The 16754-nt window shown below is 56.9% G+C and carries 14 protein-coding genes; 9 read left to right on the top strand and 5 right to left on the bottom strand.

Going from position 1 to position 16754, the window contains the following annotated elements; genetic code table 11:
* The first annotated feature begins 17 nt into the window (after positions 1-17).
* Positions 18-1310, top strand: coding sequence for a glycosyltransferase family 1 protein (locus E7T10_RS02355; RefSeq protein ID WP_246846134.1), 1293 nt, complete (start codon positions 18-20; stop codon positions 1308-1310).
* On the opposite strand, the gene E7T10_RS02350 is transcribed toward E7T10_RS02355, so the two are convergent.
* Positions 1281-3374 (bottom strand): hypothetical protein, encoded by a 2094-nt coding sequence (locus E7T10_RS02350; protein ID WP_137720560.1) that lies wholly within the window; start codon positions 3372-3374, stop codon positions 1281-1283. The two genes, E7T10_RS02355 and E7T10_RS02350, sit on opposite strands and share 30 nt — an antisense overlap.
* A gap of 20 nt (positions 3375-3394) precedes the next feature.
* Between E7T10_RS02350 and rfbC the strand changes: the two genes are divergently transcribed.
* From rfbC to rfbA, 4 genes are read left to right on the top strand one after another with little or no spacing between them, the layout of a single operon-like run.
* Positions 3395-3985: a dTDP-4-dehydrorhamnose 3,5-epimerase gene (rfbC, locus tag E7T10_RS02345; protein WP_137720559.1), complete on the top strand. Its 591-nt coding sequence runs from the start codon at positions 3395-3397 to the stop codon at positions 3983-3985.
* Positions 3985-5040: a dTDP-glucose 4,6-dehydratase gene (gene rfbB / locus E7T10_RS02340; RefSeq protein ID WP_137720558.1), complete on the top strand. Its 1056-nt coding sequence runs from the start codon at positions 3985-3987 to the stop codon at positions 5038-5040. The genes rfbC and rfbB overlap by 1 nt, the downstream gene beginning before the upstream one ends.
* Positions 5033-5935: a dTDP-4-dehydrorhamnose reductase gene (gene rfbD / locus E7T10_RS02335; RefSeq protein WP_137720557.1), complete on the top strand. Its 903-nt coding sequence runs from the start codon at positions 5033-5035 to the stop codon at positions 5933-5935. The genes rfbB and rfbD overlap by 8 nt, the downstream gene beginning before the upstream one ends.
* Positions 5932-6804: a glucose-1-phosphate thymidylyltransferase RfbA gene (gene rfbA / locus E7T10_RS02330; protein ID WP_137720556.1), complete on the top strand. Its 873-nt coding sequence runs from the start codon at positions 5932-5934 to the stop codon at positions 6802-6804. The genes rfbD and rfbA overlap by 4 nt, the downstream gene beginning before the upstream one ends.
* A gap of 4 nt (positions 6805-6808) precedes the next feature.
* Here the strand turns inward: rfbA and E7T10_RS02325 are convergent, their stop codons facing one another.
* From E7T10_RS02325 to E7T10_RS02310, 4 genes are read right to left on the bottom strand one after another with little or no spacing between them, the layout of a single operon-like run.
* A complete protein-coding gene (locus E7T10_RS02325; RefSeq protein ID WP_137720555.1) occupies positions 6809-7435 on the bottom strand; it encodes an SIS domain-containing protein in 627 nt (208 codons plus the stop codon).
* A gap of 6 nt (positions 7436-7441) precedes the next feature.
* On the bottom strand, positions 7442-8434 hold the full coding sequence (locus E7T10_RS02320; protein ID WP_137720554.1) for a GHMP kinase: 993 nt from the start codon (positions 8432-8434) through the stop codon (positions 7442-7444).
* Complete coding sequence (locus E7T10_RS02315) at positions 8431-9954, bottom strand: HAD-IIIA family hydrolase (protein ID WP_137720553.1); 1524 nt, start codon at positions 9952-9954, stop codon at positions 8431-8433. Before E7T10_RS02315 ends, E7T10_RS02320 begins: the two co-directional genes overlap by 4 nt.
* On the bottom strand, positions 9954-10910 hold the full coding sequence (locus tag E7T10_RS02310; protein ID WP_137720552.1) for an SDR family NAD(P)-dependent oxidoreductase: 957 nt from the start codon (positions 10908-10910) through the stop codon (positions 9954-9956). The genes E7T10_RS02315 and E7T10_RS02310 overlap by 1 nt, the downstream gene beginning before the upstream one ends.
* 190 nt (positions 10911-11100) lie before the next feature.
* On the opposite strand from E7T10_RS02310, the gene E7T10_RS02305 reads away from it, so the two are divergent.
* The 4 genes from E7T10_RS02305 (at position 11101) to E7T10_RS02290 (ending at position 16639) form a co-directional block, all read left to right on the top strand.
* The gene (locus tag E7T10_RS02305) at positions 11101-12951 is read left to right on the top strand and encodes a glycosyltransferase family 2 protein (RefSeq protein ID WP_168189870.1); all 1851 of its coding nucleotides are present in this window, start codon (positions 11101-11103) and stop codon (positions 12949-12951) included.
* Positions 12951-14243, top strand: coding sequence for a glycosyltransferase family 4 protein (locus E7T10_RS02300; protein ID WP_137720550.1), 1293 nt, complete (start codon positions 12951-12953; stop codon positions 14241-14243). Before E7T10_RS02305 ends, E7T10_RS02300 begins: the two co-directional genes overlap by 1 nt.
* 113 nt (positions 14244-14356) lie before the next feature.
* A complete protein-coding gene (locus E7T10_RS02295; RefSeq protein ID WP_137720549.1) occupies positions 14357-14686 on the top strand; it encodes a hypothetical protein in 330 nt (109 codons plus the stop codon).
* A gap of 189 nt (positions 14687-14875) precedes the next feature.
* Positions 14876-16639, top strand: coding sequence for a hypothetical protein (locus E7T10_RS02290; protein ID WP_137720548.1), 1764 nt, complete (start codon positions 14876-14878; stop codon positions 16637-16639).
* Positions 16640-16754 lie beyond the last annotated feature (115 nt).

The raw sequence follows: 16754 nt of genomic DNA, 5'->3' as shown, positions 1-16754 counted from the left end.
TAGACCCGAGGTTAGTGATGGCAAGTATATGCATCGACGGACTTAATCTTGCGCTGCGGCGAGGAACAGGTATTGCTACTTATGCTCGCAGCCTACTAGAGAATGCTCGACAAATAGGCTTCGAGACCCAAGTCCTTTATGGCCCTTCGTCATCTCTCACCAAAGAGAACATCCTTAACGAGGCGGCTCTAGTAGAGCCTAACAGGCAACTGAAAAGCCCATTGTTGAGAGGCCGAGCTGTCGCACGTGCCCAGGCGCTGAGTGGCATTCTAGGCCGCGCGGCGAAGCCAGTAAGGCGCTCAGGAGAAGTAATCTGGCCACAACCACCGATAGATGCGGATAACTTTTGGGCGGCAGAAAGGCTTTTTTCAAGAGCTCATCGCGCTTTCCGCGACCATAGAGGCATGACCCCTGTCGTGTTTAAAGAGGCCGCAAATCCTAGCGTGATGCATTGGACATTGCCCCTGCCGCTCTACGCAAGACATATCCCTAATATTTACACAATCCACGACCTGATTCCCCTACGTCTTCCGCACAGCACCCTCCATGATCGACGGGCTTTTCTGCATTTACATCGCCGAATCATAGGCAAAGCTGACCATATCGCAGTCGTGTCTGAGTCAACTCGCCAGGATGTGATCCGCCTTCTTGGGGTCGACGCGGAGCGGGTGAGCGTAACCTATCAGACCATGACGCTTCCAGATGCGCTAACGACCATCCCAACTGAGAATGTCGCCCGCATGCTAGCAAGCACCTTTAATTTAGACTGGAAGGGATACTTCATTCACTTTGGAGCGGTGGAGCCCAAAAAGAACTTAGGCCAAGTGGTCGAGGCATACCTAGCAGCCGGCGTCAGCCGGCCGTTGGTTGTGATCGGCGGCCAGGGCTGGTTGAGCGACCCCGAGCTCGCGCTTATGCGGCAGTTACATCGCGAAGGTGGGCCGCGCGCCGAGCAGATTCGCTTTTATGAATACATGTCGCAGCGTATGTTGATCGGCCTACTTCGTGGTGCAAGAGCGACCTTATTCCCCTCTCTTTATGAAGGCTTCGGACTTCCTGTATTAGAGTCTATGGCATTGGGGACCCCGGTACTTACTTCCACAGAGGGGGCGCTACCGGAAGTGGCCGGCGAGGCGGCCTTGACCGCTTCGCCGCACGATGTGGGCGACTTAACACAGAGTATTCGCGCCTTGGATGCCGATGACGACCTTTGCGCCGAACTTTCATCGCGAGGGCGCGAGAGGGCAGAGGTCTTCAGCCCTTCAGCTTATCGTTCGCGCTTACAACAACTTTACGCACGGGTCTGCTGAGGCTTGTTGAGCCGGCTCATGACGCGTGCGGTCAACCCAATCCTGAATCTGCTCGGCGCTTAGCGCTTTCTCTCCTGCGAACAACCGTAACCCCCGGCGCTGCCATCTGGGACTACGGCTCTCATCCCGCCGCGCCGCTTCAGGCCAAAGCGACATAAGATTAGCCATTTCAGCCTCTACCAGAGCGCGTTTGCCGATCTCCTCAGAACGTCCGCGCGTTAGTGACTCGTGGTGGATCAGCTCCAATTGTCCATCGTAAAAAACGCGCAACCCGAGTCGTTGGATGCGGAGGCAGAAATCGATATCGTTGCAAGAAACCGGAAAGTGTAACTCGTCGAACCCCCCGGCAGCGACAAACACGTCATATGAAACGGCCATGAATGCACCAGTGACAGCGGCCGCTGGACGCCTCCGTATCCAGCGCGCGGCCGGTCCAGTATCCGATGCTGCAGCGCCGAGTCCTTCATGCAGCGGCTCTCCGTCTTTCGCGTCGAGGGCGATCCCGGCGTGCTGGACTCCACCGTGCGGAAAGAGTAGCCGAGCGCCGATTAATCCAACGCCGTCTAGCCCCAAACCCTCTCGCACTCGCTCGTCCCAACCCTGAGTAATCATTTCCATATCGTTGTTTGCAAAAACTAGGATCGGGCGTGGATTTTTTTGGACAGCAATATTGTTGAAGCGCGCCCAGTTGAAGGGCTCGTCGATCTGCAATGTTTCGCAGAGACGGCGACGCTGCAGGTCAGAAAAACGAGCAAGCGAGCTCGGGTCCTTCGAGCGGTTGTCAATCAATATTACATTGAGCGCCTCTGGTCGCCTGGCTCTTCTCCAAAGACTTTCAATCATCGTCGAAGTTAAGTTTCCCATATCCCGCGTGGGCACAACCACGAGAATATCTCCGGCGACAAAACGAGACGGACTAGAAATTAATTTTGTTGACTTCGGACGGCTCCCATCCCCCGCAGCAAGCATGGACGCAACAGTGACTGGAACATGGGCGACAGGAACCTCAGACAAGCCCGCTGACAGCACCGCACGATGCATGTCGCTACCACTTTGATGTTCAGCCAGCATTATGGATGCTGGGCCGACAAGCACGACAGGCGGCTCGGGTGTGTATTTAAGATCTTCTGCATCCACGGCTGGAAAGAACACTGGAGATAGCTTCGTCAAGCCACCTTTCTCGGACCGGCAATCATGGTCATGATCGCCATAGACCAGCCCGGGCTTCTGGTGATAGGCCCAGAACAGCCACTCCATTCCACCTTTGTCTAGCACCGCACCTGCGGTGGTCGATACCGCGCACTCCATGCCATTGGCCCACGATTGATCGCCAAGATGCACGAACTGGATTTGGGGTTCAGTGATTGCTAGGCTTGCGATCGCCTCATCCTCTTCTACATCGCAGTCGATCAACCAAATCCGCTTCTCAGAAACCTCTAGGGCCAAGATCGAAAGTAATGTCGCCCTAACGAGCGCGGACGAAGCCTGCTTTGCGTTGACGATGAAGTCCCATTTGGCAGCAAGGTAGCAGCCGTCAGGAGCTGCAGGCGCAACAACGGACCTCTGAGTTTCTTCGTCACCGCGCCACAAGCGTCGCAACGCGGCGATGGCCTCGCCGTGTCGATCGATGGCGACTGCATTCAAATACGCATCTTGAGCTTCATCGATGCACCCCCTTTCCTCAAGTATCCGTCCCAGCAACCAATGCGCTCGGCTTCGGTTAGGGGAGACCTTCAACACCCCCCTTACGACGAACTCTGCTTCAACAAGCTCACCTGCCTCCAGACGCACGACAGCCAGCCGCAGCGCCACTGCGTTGTCGCGAGGCCTACGATCTAAATAAGCCTGATAACCCTCGGCAGCCAGCTGCCATTGGTTATTGACGCGAGCTAGATCGGCCGCCATCGCGCCAAACCGAGCTCTGTCTCGCTGCAAGCGGCGCTCCCTTCGAAAGGCAATCGCTCGCCATATGCCATTGAACACGATCCAAACCTCTACGTCATACGCCCCAACCATAGCTGTCTTTGCATGGACAAGACTATACCAGTAGAGAAGCAGGATCACGCCTATCGGAGATGTACGCCATGCCAGGCACCCTTCCAATCCTTATGAAACCTCGACGAATTGGCGACGCGCGCGGCTGGTTTATGGAAACCTTTTCGGAATCAAGCGCCGCCACGGCTGGTATTGGCGCTCGATTCGTACAAGACAACCAATCGTTCTCAGCTGGTGAAGGCACCTTGAGAGGCTTGCACTTCCAGCGCCCGCCTCATGCGCAAGCCAAGCTTGTGCGCTGCGTGCGCGGGTCAGTTATGGACTATGCGGTCGATTTGCGCCGGGGCTCACCAACGTACGGGCATTATGTTTCTGCTAAGCTGACCTCTGAGGGCGGCGAGCAGCTGTACATCCCGATCGGGTTCGCGCATGGCTTCGTTACGCTCGAGTCGGATGTCGAAATCGCGTACAAGGTGTCCGACGTGTATGCGCCGGAGTGCGACGGTGGCATCTTGTGGAACGATTCCACCATTGGTATTGAATGGCCGCTACCGGCTTCAGGACCGATTTTGTCTGACAAGGACGCGGCCCTTCCGACCCTTGCCGAGTTCGACTGTCCTTTCGAATACGACGGTGAGCCGCTTATGCCCTTAGCTGCTTTCGGAAGGAGCGATCTTTGATGCGTATCCTCATCACAGGAGGCGCGGGTTTTATCGGCTCCGCCTTGGCCCGACGCCTGATTGAGCACACAAACCACGAGGTTTTAGTCTTCGACAAACTGACGTATGCTGGCATGCTCAGTTCGTTGGAGCCGGCGACATCGAGCAATCGGTATAGCCTTATTCAAGCTGACATTTGCGATCATGAAGCCGTATCCACTGCTTTGGACACGTTTAAGCCTGACGTGGTCGCGCACCTGGCGGCCGAGAGCCATGTGGACCGCTCGATCGATGGCCCTGGCGAGTTCATCCAGACCAACATGGTCGGGACTTTTGTCATGCTGAACCAAGCGCTGAGTTACTGGCGCAGCCTGAATGAGGACGCCAAGGCGGCGTTCCGCTTCCATCATATTTCGACCGACGAGGTATTTGGCTCGCTAGGCGAGGACGGCTTCTTCACCGAGACCACTCCCTATGATCCTCGCTCCCCCTATTCGGCGTCCAAGGCGGGATCGGATCATTTGGTGCGGGCCTGGGGCCATACCTATGGCCTACCGGTGCTGGTGACGAACTGCTCCAACAACTATGGCCCCTATCATTTCCCCGAGAAGCTAATTCCGCTCATCATCATCCGGGCGCTGAATGGCGAACCCCTGCCGGTCTACGGCGACGGATTGAACGTGCGCGACTGGCTGTTCGTTGACGATCACGCCCGGGCGCTTCAAGCAGTGTTCGAGACCGGCACGCCGGGCGAAACTTACAACGTCGGCGGCAATGCCGAGCGGAAAAACATCGAGGTTGTCACCGCAATCTGTTCGATCCTGGACCGGCTGCGGCCCAAGGCCGAAGGTAAATACGCCGATCAGATCACCTATGTGACCGACCGGCCGGGCCACGATCATCGCTACGCCATCGACGCCTCCAAAATCCGCTCTGATCTGGGCTGGACACCCTCGGTGACCTTCGAAGAAGGCATCGAAAAGACGGTGGCCTGGTACCTGGAGAACCAGTCCTGGTGGCAGGACATTCTGAATGCCCGCTATTCGACCCAGCGTCTCGGCGTGGCCAATGGCTGATCCCGTGCGCATCCTGATCACGGGCGGGGCTGGTCAGGTGGGGTTGGAGCTCCGGGCCGCCGCCTGGCCCAAAGAGGTTGTGCTGCACGTGCCGACGCGGGCGGAGCTGGACCTGGGCGACGCCGCCTCAATCCGAGCCGCCTTCGCCGCTACCCCCTTCGCCGCCGTAGTCAACTGCGGTGCCTATACGGCGGTAGACAAGGCCGAAACCGAGGTCGCCGCCGCCTTCGCCGCCAACGCCATGGGGCCGGCAGTTCTGGCCGACGCGACACGCGAGGCTGGGATCCCCTTGATCCAGGTCTCAACCGACTACGTGTTCGACGGATCCAAAGACGGTCTCTATGTCGAAACCGATCCAGTAGGGCCACTGGGCGTCTACGGCGCCTCCAAACTGGCCGGCGAACTAGCGGTGCGGGCTGGCAATCCGCGGTCTGTCATACTGAGGACGGCCTGGGTGCTGAGCATACACCGCGCCAACTTCCTCAAGACGATGCTGCGTCTCGCTGCCGACAGGCCAGGACTGCGCGTAGTTGGCGATCAGCACGGCTGCCCCACCTCAGCTCGCGACATCGCGCAAACACTCAAGACTATTGCCCTTAAGATGATCGTAGATGCCGACGCCCCGACAGGCATCTATCAGTTCGTCAACGCCGGCCAGACCACTTGGGCAGGGCTGGCTAGAGAAATCTTCGTTCGCAGCGCGGGGACCGGCGGCCCGACCGCCGCAGTCGAGGCTATTCCCGCGTTGGAATACTCAACGCCGGCCAAGCGTCCGACAAACTCGCGACTGTCCACCGCCAAACTGACCCGTGACTATGGCGTCGCGCCTCGCCCCTGGCAGGCAGCCGTCGACGAGATCATTCACGAACTGCACTCCGAAAGGACCCTCTCATGAAGGGCATCATCCTGGCCGGAGGATCGGGCACCCGCCTGCATCCGATGACCCTGGTCATCTCCAAGCAACTGATGCCGGTCTACGACAAGCCGATGATCTATTACCCGCTGTCGACGCTAATGTTGGCCGGCATCCGCGAGGTGCTGATCATTTCCACCCCGCGCGACGTTCCCAGCTTCCAGGCCCTGCTCGGCGATGGCTCGCAATGGGGCATGGAGATCCAATATGCGGTCCAACCCAGCCCAGACGGCCTGGCCCAAGCCTATGTCATCGGCGCGGACTTCGTCGGCGACAATCCCTCAGCCCTGATCCTAGGCGACAATATATATTACGGGCATGGCATCACCGATCTGTTCACCTCGGCGATGGGGCGTCCGGATGGGGCGACGGTGTTTGCCTATCACGTCAATGATCCGGAACGGTACGGCGTGGTCGATTTCGATGAGCGAATGCGTGCTCTTTCCATTGAAGAAAAGCCGATGCAGCCTAAGTCAAACTGGGCTGTGACGGGCCTATACTTTTACGACTCTGATGTCGTGAAAATCGCCCGGGAGCTGAAACCGTCTGCTCGTGGCGAACTAGAGATCACCGACGTCAATCGCTTTTACTTAGAACAAAACCGTCTGTCGGTCGAAATAATGGGGCGCGGCTATGCTTGGTTGGACACTGGTACACCTGACAGTCTGCTCGAAGCCGGAGAGTTCGTGCGCGTTCTCGAAAAACGCCAAGGTTTCAAGATTGCATGCCCCGAAGAGATCGCCTTCGAGAAAGGCTTCATTGATGGAGCAAGGCTCGAAGAACTGGCATCGCGATCGGGCAAGAGCGACTATGGGGTTTATTTAACCCGCCGACTGGACGATCTTCGTTGATCTCTTAAAAAGTAATCTTTCCCAGCGTGTCAGGGTGTTGTAGGTTAGACTGTCGGAGGTATTGCGCAAGGATGTGCATGAGGCTCTGATGCACATCCTCCACAACTCCATAGTTGTATGAAGACACATGGAGGGAGACATCGGCCAGCCGAGCCGCTGGACCACCATCAAAGCCAGTTAAGGCAATAACTGACATGCCAGTGGCTTGGGCTGTTTCGATGGCGCGGACGATGTTCGCTGAAGCACCAGAAGAGCTGATGGCAATCAATAGGTCACCAGTGCGCGCCAAAGAGCGCAACGGGTGGGCGAAGATTTCCTCCACCCCCACGTCGTTAGCCAAGGCGGTTATTAGCTCGGAAGCTGAAGATAGGGTGTGAACCCGCGGCCGCACCGCGGAGCCGACAGCTGCGCCCTTCAACCAGTCGCAAAGCAAATGGTTCGCAATCGCGGCAGATCCGCCATTACCGCAAGAAAACAAGTTTCCATCTTTGTGGACTACATTTTCGATCAGCGCGGCAGCGTCTGACAATGCGGCTGGCAATACGGTTTGGAAAGCAAGACACAGCTGTTCAAAATAGGCGTCGGCAAACTCTGTGCAGTCGCGATAGGGCCGGTTTGGGAAGAAGGACATGAAGCGTCACAGCTCGCTAGGAGGATTATAGAAGAGTATGCGGCTACCGCCCGAGACGAATGAAACGGGAACCTGACGCAGGCCCACAGCTCGGCGGATGTCTCCGTGACGTTCGAGAGGAGCCTTGACCATTAGAAATCCACCAGCGCCAGCGCCTAACAGCTTGCCGCCGTGGGCCCCTGCAAGCAGAGCAGCATCATGCCACGCATCGATTTCCGGATCGCTGATCCCCGTTGCCAAGCTTTTCTTCAGTGCCCAATTTTCTTTGAGAATCTCACCCACCGCGTCTAGATTTCCCGCGCTTAGCTCGTCACGCATTATGTACGCTAAGCGAACCATGCGCCTAAGCGCCCTACGAACCTGCGCATTGTCAATCACCGCTTCGGACTGCCCCCGAAGGATGTCGGATGCGCTTCGCGTCCTACCTGTGTAGAACACCATCAACTCCTGCTGGAAGCACCTTCGCGTCTTTGCCGTCATGATGACGGGATCGACCCTTACTGTTCCATCAGGCAGGAACTCGATCAGATTCACGCCACCAAACGCGGCTGCGTACTGATCCTGCTTCCCGATTGGCTCGCCGCAGCGATTTATTTCCACGTGACAGGCGATCTCTGCCACCCGCGCCGCTGAGATGCTGCGTCCTAAGTAGGCGTACATCGCCTTCAGCAGGCCAACCGTGAAGCTGCTGGAAGATCCCAGCCCAGTTCCACGGGAGGGGATATCAGCCGTGGTGGTCACTTCCACCCCCCCACTGATCCCCAGCGTTTCAAATGCAGCTCGGAACAATCGATGTTCCACTTGATCGAGCCGTTCGACTTCCTCCGTTCGGGAATATGCCAGGCGAATCCCTCCATCGAACTTGGGATTCACACTAACATAGACGTACTTATCTATCGCGGTACTCAGGACGGCGCCGACCTCATCCCTGTAAAAGGCTTCCAGATCGCTTCCACCGCCGACAAAGCTCATGCGGAGTGGCGTTTGGCTGATGATCATGAAAGCATCGCCGCCCAATAGGCCACATCCACGTTTAGCCTCTGCTTTCGATCGCCCCCCCCGAACTCAAAGTTGGACGACAAGCCCTCCGTCTTCACATTTTCTATTCGCCGGAACAAAGCGCGTACTGATCTACGCGCCTGGTCCGAGCCGCCACTAAAAATTAAAACAACGCCCGCTGGAAGATCGGATAGCCAGGCGGAAGCGGCCGCCTCAGCAGCGGGAACCTGATCAAGGATCAAGCTTACCGCGGCTCCGATATCGGCCGCTACGAAGTCGGGCGCGGCGCTACAGCGGCCGTCGCGCCCCATTTCACCCGTTAGCACGAGAACGGATGATACGCCCGCTTCGCGCGCACAGGCCAAGTCGACGGAGCTGTCGCCCACCATCCATGAACGCCTAAGATCAATCCGCATATCCCTAGCAGCCTGCAGCAAAAGCCCTGGGGCTGGCTTGCGACAGTCGCACAAGCACTTGAGCTCCTTAACTTCGCCCGCGAAGCCCCCGTCTGGGTGATGGGGGCAAACACGGATGTCGTCCAAGTATGCTCCAGCGCGTCCCAATTCAGTTTCTATTTTCGCATGAATACGCTGCAAGGTTTCATCATCACATTCACCTCGTGCCAAGACTGGTTGGTTAGTGGCAACAATCACCCTGTATTCGGCATCATTTAGCCGCTTCACGGTAGCGCCTGCACCCCTGAAAAGCTCCAAGGAGTCTGGATGCGTGATATAGCCGTTTAGCGCATTCAAGGTGCCGTCTCGGTCTAAAAAAACGGCTTTTTGAAGATGCCGTCGACTGGCACGGCTCACAACGCCACCTCGTAGATGCCGCTCAGCCTTGTCCAAGCGTGCAGGTGTGCCCAAATCCTTTATGTACTCGTGGCTTTTGTAGCCTTTCAACCGCCGTCCAGCAGCCAACATTTGAGGGAATAGGTCTTTAGCGAGATCGCATGGAGCCTGCATGTCCTGCCAGCTCTCTATAGCGTCGCGTTCGCAGACATAAAATGCTCCGTTCACGAGATTGCCCAGCACAGAGCCCTCAGGATGAGGATATGCATGAAAGCGGGATATCCACCCCCTTCCATCCATCTCGACTAAGTCCGAGTCAGCAGGGTGGTCGTTAGGATGAAGCAAGAGGGTAACGTCCGCTCCAGTAGCCAGGTGGTGATCAACCATATGGTGTATATCGATGTCGAAAAGTGTATCACCATACACAACCAAGAAACGTTCTTTGAGCCTTCTATATACGGCTAATAGAGCTCCAGCAGTGCCTCGCCCTTCCCCATCATCGATCAGCTGTATGTGTGCCAGATTTTCGCGCTCTTCGACGAAGGCGGCTATCATTTCAGCTTTGTGACTTACCAAAAGTAGCACTTCTTCGACCCCATGGGCTTCGAGCGCCTCGAGCTGACGGGCAAGAAGCGGCCTACCACAAACATCTACGAGCGGTTTTGGCCGGCCGTCCAGACGCGGGGCCAGGCGCGTGCCCTTACCGCCAGCTAGGATCACGGCTTGCATTATAAAGCCACCTCCTGACTGATGATCTCAGCGGCGGCGCGCCGCACGGCTTGGATCGATGACATTTTCGGCGTCCATCCTGTTTTCGCCAGGCGTTCAGTCGAGTATCGCACCTGGGGCACATCCCCGATCCAGCCACGAGGTTCGCATCCAAACACGATATCGGCGGCGGGGAAGGCCATATCGCGGACGGCCTCCGCGATGAATCTCACGGAAACGCCTTCGTCGTGAGGCCCGACGTTATATACCTCATAGCGTCCGGGCAAACCGGCAATGTGTAGGAGAGCGCTCACGAGATCTTCGACGTGAAGATATGACTTTTGCTGCCTGCCGTCGCCCAAAACCTCCAGCAGATGCGGGGATGCTTTCAACTTGCGACAAAAATCCAGCATGACGCCATGAGTAGCTGGAACTCCGATCACATTGGGAAAGCGAAAAATGCTGGCGCGTGGCAGCCAGGCTTCCACCGCCGCCCGAATCTGCGCTTCCGATGCAAGCTTCATGGCCCCATAGTTGGAAATAGGCTGGAGAGGACCCATATCCTCAAAAATGGTGCGTTCCCCATGATCACCGTAGATTGCAGAGCTCGACGCAAAATGGAGCGCTTCCACGCCTCGCCTGCGCATGACATCCAGAACTGCAAATGTCGTAAGAAACGTTCGACGTAGATCGACATTTGGATCAGCCACGCCGGCCGGAATGTCCGAGTTGGCCGCCAAGTGCCAAACGGCGTCAATGTGATCGACACCTTCCAAGCCCTTCATCATAGCTTCGGCGTCTGAACAATCTATCTGGAAGAAGTCTAGCCGGCCGAGGCCAGCCGCCTGCTTGAGGTTATCGGGCCGGCCGCGAGAAAGGTCATCCATAGCGATGACGCGCGCGCCCCGCCTAAGAAGCGCGGCTGCGAGGTTGCAACCAATGAAACCAGCTCCGCCCGTGATCAGATGAACGCCCATGCCGTCCTTTCGTTAGATGCGCGACGCCGTAACGGGTGTCGGGTAAACGGGCAAGCAGCAGATGCCGGCAATTCGGCCGCATGGAGATCAAGGCCGGGCATTCCACGATTTACCAGCTACGATTGATCGGCTAGTGCCAGATCGGCGCCCAACCCGAGAGCAGCCGATCTAGAATTTAGGACTCACGATGATGCGCGAACAAGCCTGGTCTCACCTGCGCGGTAAAGCGCAGCCTTCTCCACCTAAGGCCTTGGATGCGGCAGACTTTCAACGCCATCACCATCGCGTCCTATTTGACGGCGGAGAAGCTACAATCAAGATCGACCACGTCCTACGGGTCGGTGGCAAAATCTTGCTTCTTGGTTGGACGAGCGAACCAGATCCCGCTCTGGAGCTACAAAGCGGTTCAGCGCCGCTTGCAATCCGCGTTCGGAGCGCTTCCCGTCCAGACGTGTCCGCCTTCCTAGAGACACCCGCCTCGGAGTATCTCGGGTTCGTCATATGCGCACAGTGGGACGTGAACAATGAGACCCCCACAGCGTTGACGCTCAAATGGCGGCCACGCGTAGGCGGCGTTCTTTCGTCCACGCCACTTTTAGTTGAACACAAGGCGACTACGGAGGCGTTTGAGCACGTCGGCGATCTTGTCATGGAGGAGCTCGCCGCGCGGCCTTTTGGCTCTGCCGCTTGGCTGGAAGTCCTCTCGGCGTTTCCGAAGGAGCGGTCAGACAGACCAATCGTGGCGGGCGCCGTGGATTTCTGCGTGATTGGTCCCGACACCGCGGGCGGCGCGATCAGCGGTTGGGCGCTTCACGAGGAGCCGGCGACGTTCTGGATTGAAGATGACGATGGCGGGCTTTGCTCGTTCGAAAACGCTCAGTGGTGGGAGAGGCCAGACGTTCTGAACATGTTCGACCAAATGAACGTGGCTGACCCCAAAGTCGGCTTCATGGTGCGTGTCCCTGGCTTACGCCCTCGCCATGGCGGTGCTTTCTATGCAGCCAGCCGCCAAGGCGTCAGCCTGCTGGCCAGATTTACTGCGCCTAAGATTCTCAGCGCCGATCCCAAAAAAGCCGCCGCGGAACTGTTCGCAGTTCCCAGTCCACCCGCCAACTTCATAGATCGGGTAAGTGCGATCGACTGGCCGATCCTAGGGCCTATAGTTGAGCGACACCAGGAGCGACTGCAGGAACTACCCGTTGAAGTCAGTACGGTCGGATTTCGATGCGCAAGCCCCAAAGTCTCAGTGGTTATCCCACTATATGGTCGGATGGATTTCGTTGAGCACCAACTGATGTGCTTCAGCTTGGATCCCTATATTCGTGATCACTGCGAGATATTGTACGTGGTGGACGATGAGCGCCTTATCCCTTCGATGATGGGCTCTGCCCAAGAACTGCTCACTCTGTACGGTACGCCCTTCACTTGGATTTGGGGTAGTATAAACCGAGGCTTCTCCGGAGCGAATAACCTTGGCGCAGCGCATGCGCGAGCTGACGCGTTGCTTTTCCTAAACAGCGACGTCTTTCCAAAGGAGCCAGGATGGCTGGAGCAGTTGGTCGCCGCGCTCGACAACAACCCCGATATCGGCATCATTGGCCCCCGCCTTCTGTTTGCAGAAGGCGGCATTCAGCATGCAGGCATGATCAACCGCCGGCTGGAAAGTCTCGGCATCTGGATCAACCACCACGTGAAAATGGGTTTTGACCCAGCGGCGGATTCTCACGTCACCCTGGCCCGAATGGAACTGATTACCGGAGCGTGCGCCCTGATGCGACGTGATGATTTCGTTCGACTAGGGGGTTGGGATGTCGGGTACTTGATCGGGGATTTCGAAGACTCTGACCTCTGCTTTAAAGTCAGGCAAGATGGAATGACGGTAGGATACCTGCCGACCATTGAACTTACTCATCTTGAGCGACAATCGTTTGCTCTGTGGGGCGAGAGCGATTTTCGGTCCAAGATCACTCTGGCCAACGCGGCGCGTCATCAAGCTCGCTGGAAACAATTTCTAGAATCTCCGATATCAAAGGCGCTCTGATGACTGACCTACACAGAATTCTGTCCATATCGCACGGACACCCTGACTTTTCCAAAGGAGGCGGCGAGATTGCCGCATATAATCTTTTTAAGGCATATGCCGCTAACCCTTCTGTCGAGGCGTCCTGGTTTCTTGCGCGCGCGGATCGTAGGAGAGGGCCGACGGGCCGCATCACACAGCGGAGGCTGAACGAATATCTCTGGGAGCAAGGAACGCCCGACGTTTTCACAATGAAAGCGGCCAATCGTTTCGAGGTTTTTGGATACTTTAGCGAACTAATCCAAACGCTGAAGCCAACTATTGTTCACGCACACCATTTCATCCACTTGGGACTGGAATTCCTATCAGTAATCAAGAGAATTGATCCAGAAATAAAGATCTTACTGACTTTACACGAATACATTGCCATCTGTCATAACAACGGGCAAATGATCAAGACAGGATCGTTCCGCCTATGTCACGAGTCTGGACTGGAAGACTGCAGCCGGTGCTTTCCAGAGCGTACGCCGGAAGATTTCTGGCTTCGAAACCACACCTTTCGGCATTTCTTCCAATTTGTAGACCAATTTATAGCCCCCTCGGCTTTTCTGAGAGACCGCTACCTTAATTGGGGCATCCCCGCCGACAAGATCGTCGTCATCGAGAATGGCCAAACCAACCGCGCCCCGCTGGAGCCGCGTCGGCTCGGTGTTAGCGAGACTCGTAACCGTTTCGCCTTCTTCGGACAGGTGAATCCGTACAAGGGGGTGTCGGTTCTGCTGAAGGCGTTGGCCTCGATGTCGAAGCGGGAGCGAAAGCGGGTCGTCCTAGAGATTCATGGAGCTAATCTGGAACATCAGTCTGCCGCGTTCCAGCACGAGGTGAATGAACTACGCGCCCCCCTCGAAGATGAAGGTGTGGTGCAATGGATTGGGCCATACGAGACCAGCCAACTGTCTTCGCGCATGGAAAACATCGACTGGGTGGTCGTTCCATCAGTGTGGTGGGAAAATTCACCTATGGTGATCCAGGAAGCATTTGCTCACGGCCGGCCTGTGATCGGCTCTGACATAGGTGGAATGGCTGAAAAGATCACCCATGGCGTCGACGGGCTTCACGTCAGCGCTGGCAATGCGCTGGCTTGGCGATCCACGCTTCTGCAAGCAGGGAATGACGTAGAGCAGTGGAACCGCTTCTACGCCAGTATCCGCCCCCCCCTCAGCTATGCGCAATGCGCCATTGATCACCTGGACTTGATCGGTCCGCGTCTTCAAACTGCCACGTTCCCCCCCGACCGTCTGCCTGTCGCGTAGCGTAGCGGACCGGCTGGAAACGGACTGCTCGCAGAATTCAGGAGGTCGAACTGGATCCATCTATCGACCAACTCGTCAGAGAGCTTGATCGCATTGCACTCGGTGCCGAGCGGATGCTGGTTCTTGGCCACGCCTCGCGTGAGTTCACAGAGGCTTGCGAAGCCGCAGGCTACGCGGTCATCTTGTTGGCAGGTGAAGCTGTTGGCGTTTCCGCGCCGCCAAACCCGCGACCGTCGGTGATCGGACGATCGCGGGCGGAGTTGGAGCGCACCTCCAGCGACTGGTTCACGGTGGCGCTGGGAGTTCTAGAACAGGCTCCGTTGACGCAGATCGCGACCGTTCTTTTCAACTTCGCGCAGCTCACGAAGGATCGCGCCCTGGTCAGTATCTCAACGCGACCGCGGGGTGAAGAGGGCGGCTCGCTCTTGCCGAAGCCAACCTGAGTGAAGTTGCTGACGATGGCGGGGTTCGACGTCATAGAGACCCTACATCAGCGCATTCACCATCCAGCCGACCGGTCACACCAAGGGCATTTTATGCCTTGCGTAACTCGCCTTTGGCAGCAAAGCGACCCCTTTGGGGACGCAGCAGATCGAGGTCCCCTTCAACTAGTTCTGACCAAGTCGAGAACTGTGAGCGACCTCAAGCAATTTCAGGTCGATATAGAAGAGTTACTAGACGTAGCTTATATCCGTGAGAAGTGGAGTCCGTCGAACCTAATCCGCCGACCGGTGATACTCAACATTCACCATCTACAAGACTTCTTGCATCTTCGACCCGTCGTGGATTTGACAAATCGTAAGAACACAGGATCCGTAGCGTTTTTGCGAGAGTGTGCTGGCACCACTCCGATTCAGCGTGTCTTGATCAGCCATGCTCTGCGCGCCCTTGGGATTGAGGTCATCCTTTATCGGCGGGTGGCGGAACTCCCTTGGAATCGATTCAATGACGCAGTGATGTTGTCGGCGTCGGAATCCGGCGTCACGGAATCGCACGCACTGAGTCGCCAGCTGGTAACTGCTGCACGCATGCGAGCACTTCCGACCTACTTGCTTCAGCACGGGGTCTGGATCGAGCAGTTCGGCAGTCCGATTTCCTTCGGATCGGATTACGTCCTCACATGGGGCGATGAGCACCGCGCCTTCTTTGAGGATAATCGCAGGCATTATCTCGGACTGGAGGTATCGAACGGTGCCAATCCCCCTGACGCCTTCATCGTCACGGGCGGCTCTCGCCTCGCCGAGGCCGTCGCTCCTGGTGCTGGCGCGCTCCAGGCTCGCCTGGCTGTGCCGAGCGCTAATTTCGAAAAGACCATTCTAGTTGGCACGAACTTTCATTGGGGCGCCCATGCCGAAGCCGGGTCGACCCTCGACGTATTGGGTCGGCTAGCGGCGAGACATCGGGAGTGGCTATTTATCCTTAAGCCTCATCCGCTGGAGAGCGCCGCCGACTACTCCGAGTTAATTAGGGATAATGTGGTCTGTTTCGATGATCACACGGCAATTTTGACAGACTATCATACTCCCCGGGTGCTGCGCGGAGTTGATGCCGTAGCATCTTCCCTTTCGAGTTTATTGATCGATGCTGCTGTCGCTGGTCGAAAGATATTCCAGTATGCCACCGACAATCCTTACCGTTATGTCGGCGTGACACCTCGCCCGATGGAACAACTTTCGCAATCGGTCATCGAGCATACGCCTGACAGAGCAACAGAAGTTGTGGCCCAATACGCAGAAGGCGATCATCGTCACTTCTGGAAGCGACTGGCGAAGCTGGTCGGCGAAGCCACCGCACCATCAGGAGGAGCCCTTGGCGCGGCTCACGAGATCGCTCTGCTTGATCTGATTGAGGATAACTGGGCACGACATTCCATTGCCGACCTCAGACTGGAAGACCTGATAGACCTGGATGGCAGCAGCCTCTTCGATCCGAACTTTTATGCACTTCAGGCGGGCAAAGCAGCGGCCGCTGACGATTTAATGAAGCACTTCCTCACCGTTGGAAGCCACAACGGATTGGAACCCTGCGCCCTCTTCGACACAGCTTTCTACCTACGCCAAGCGCGGCACGCTGGACTGACCATCAACCAATCACCGGTGCTGCATTATATCCGCAGAGGGGACGCAATGGGACTATCGCCGAACCCGCTGTTCGATCCCGCGTTTTACAAACGACAGCTCCCCGAGGACATCGCCAACACCTCGTTGCTCGCCCACTATATCCAAGTTGGAGAATCGCTGGGGCTGAAGCCAAGCCGTCGGTTTGATCCGTCTTGGTATCGCGCCATATACGCGGATCTCACTTTCGTCGAGCGCCCCCTAGAGCATTTCGTTCTTTTCGGGCAAAGGGAGGGGCGTGCCGGTCACCCGCGAGATGCCGGAGATGTTCTGGCATAAAGCCAGGCTTCCAGCGAAGCTCGGGACCTTGCTAGCCCTAACGACACGCGGGTAATATAGCGTGTATGACATTCGCGATCTCGCCCCCCTCCCGGTGATTTGAAGTACAATACGC

Origin of the sequence: Brevundimonas sp. SGAir0440 (assembly GCF_005484585.1) — a bacterium.
GTDB lineage: Bacteria > Pseudomonadota > Alphaproteobacteria > Caulobacterales > Caulobacteraceae > Brevundimonas.
This window is presented reverse-complemented; position numbering and strand designations above follow the sequence as displayed.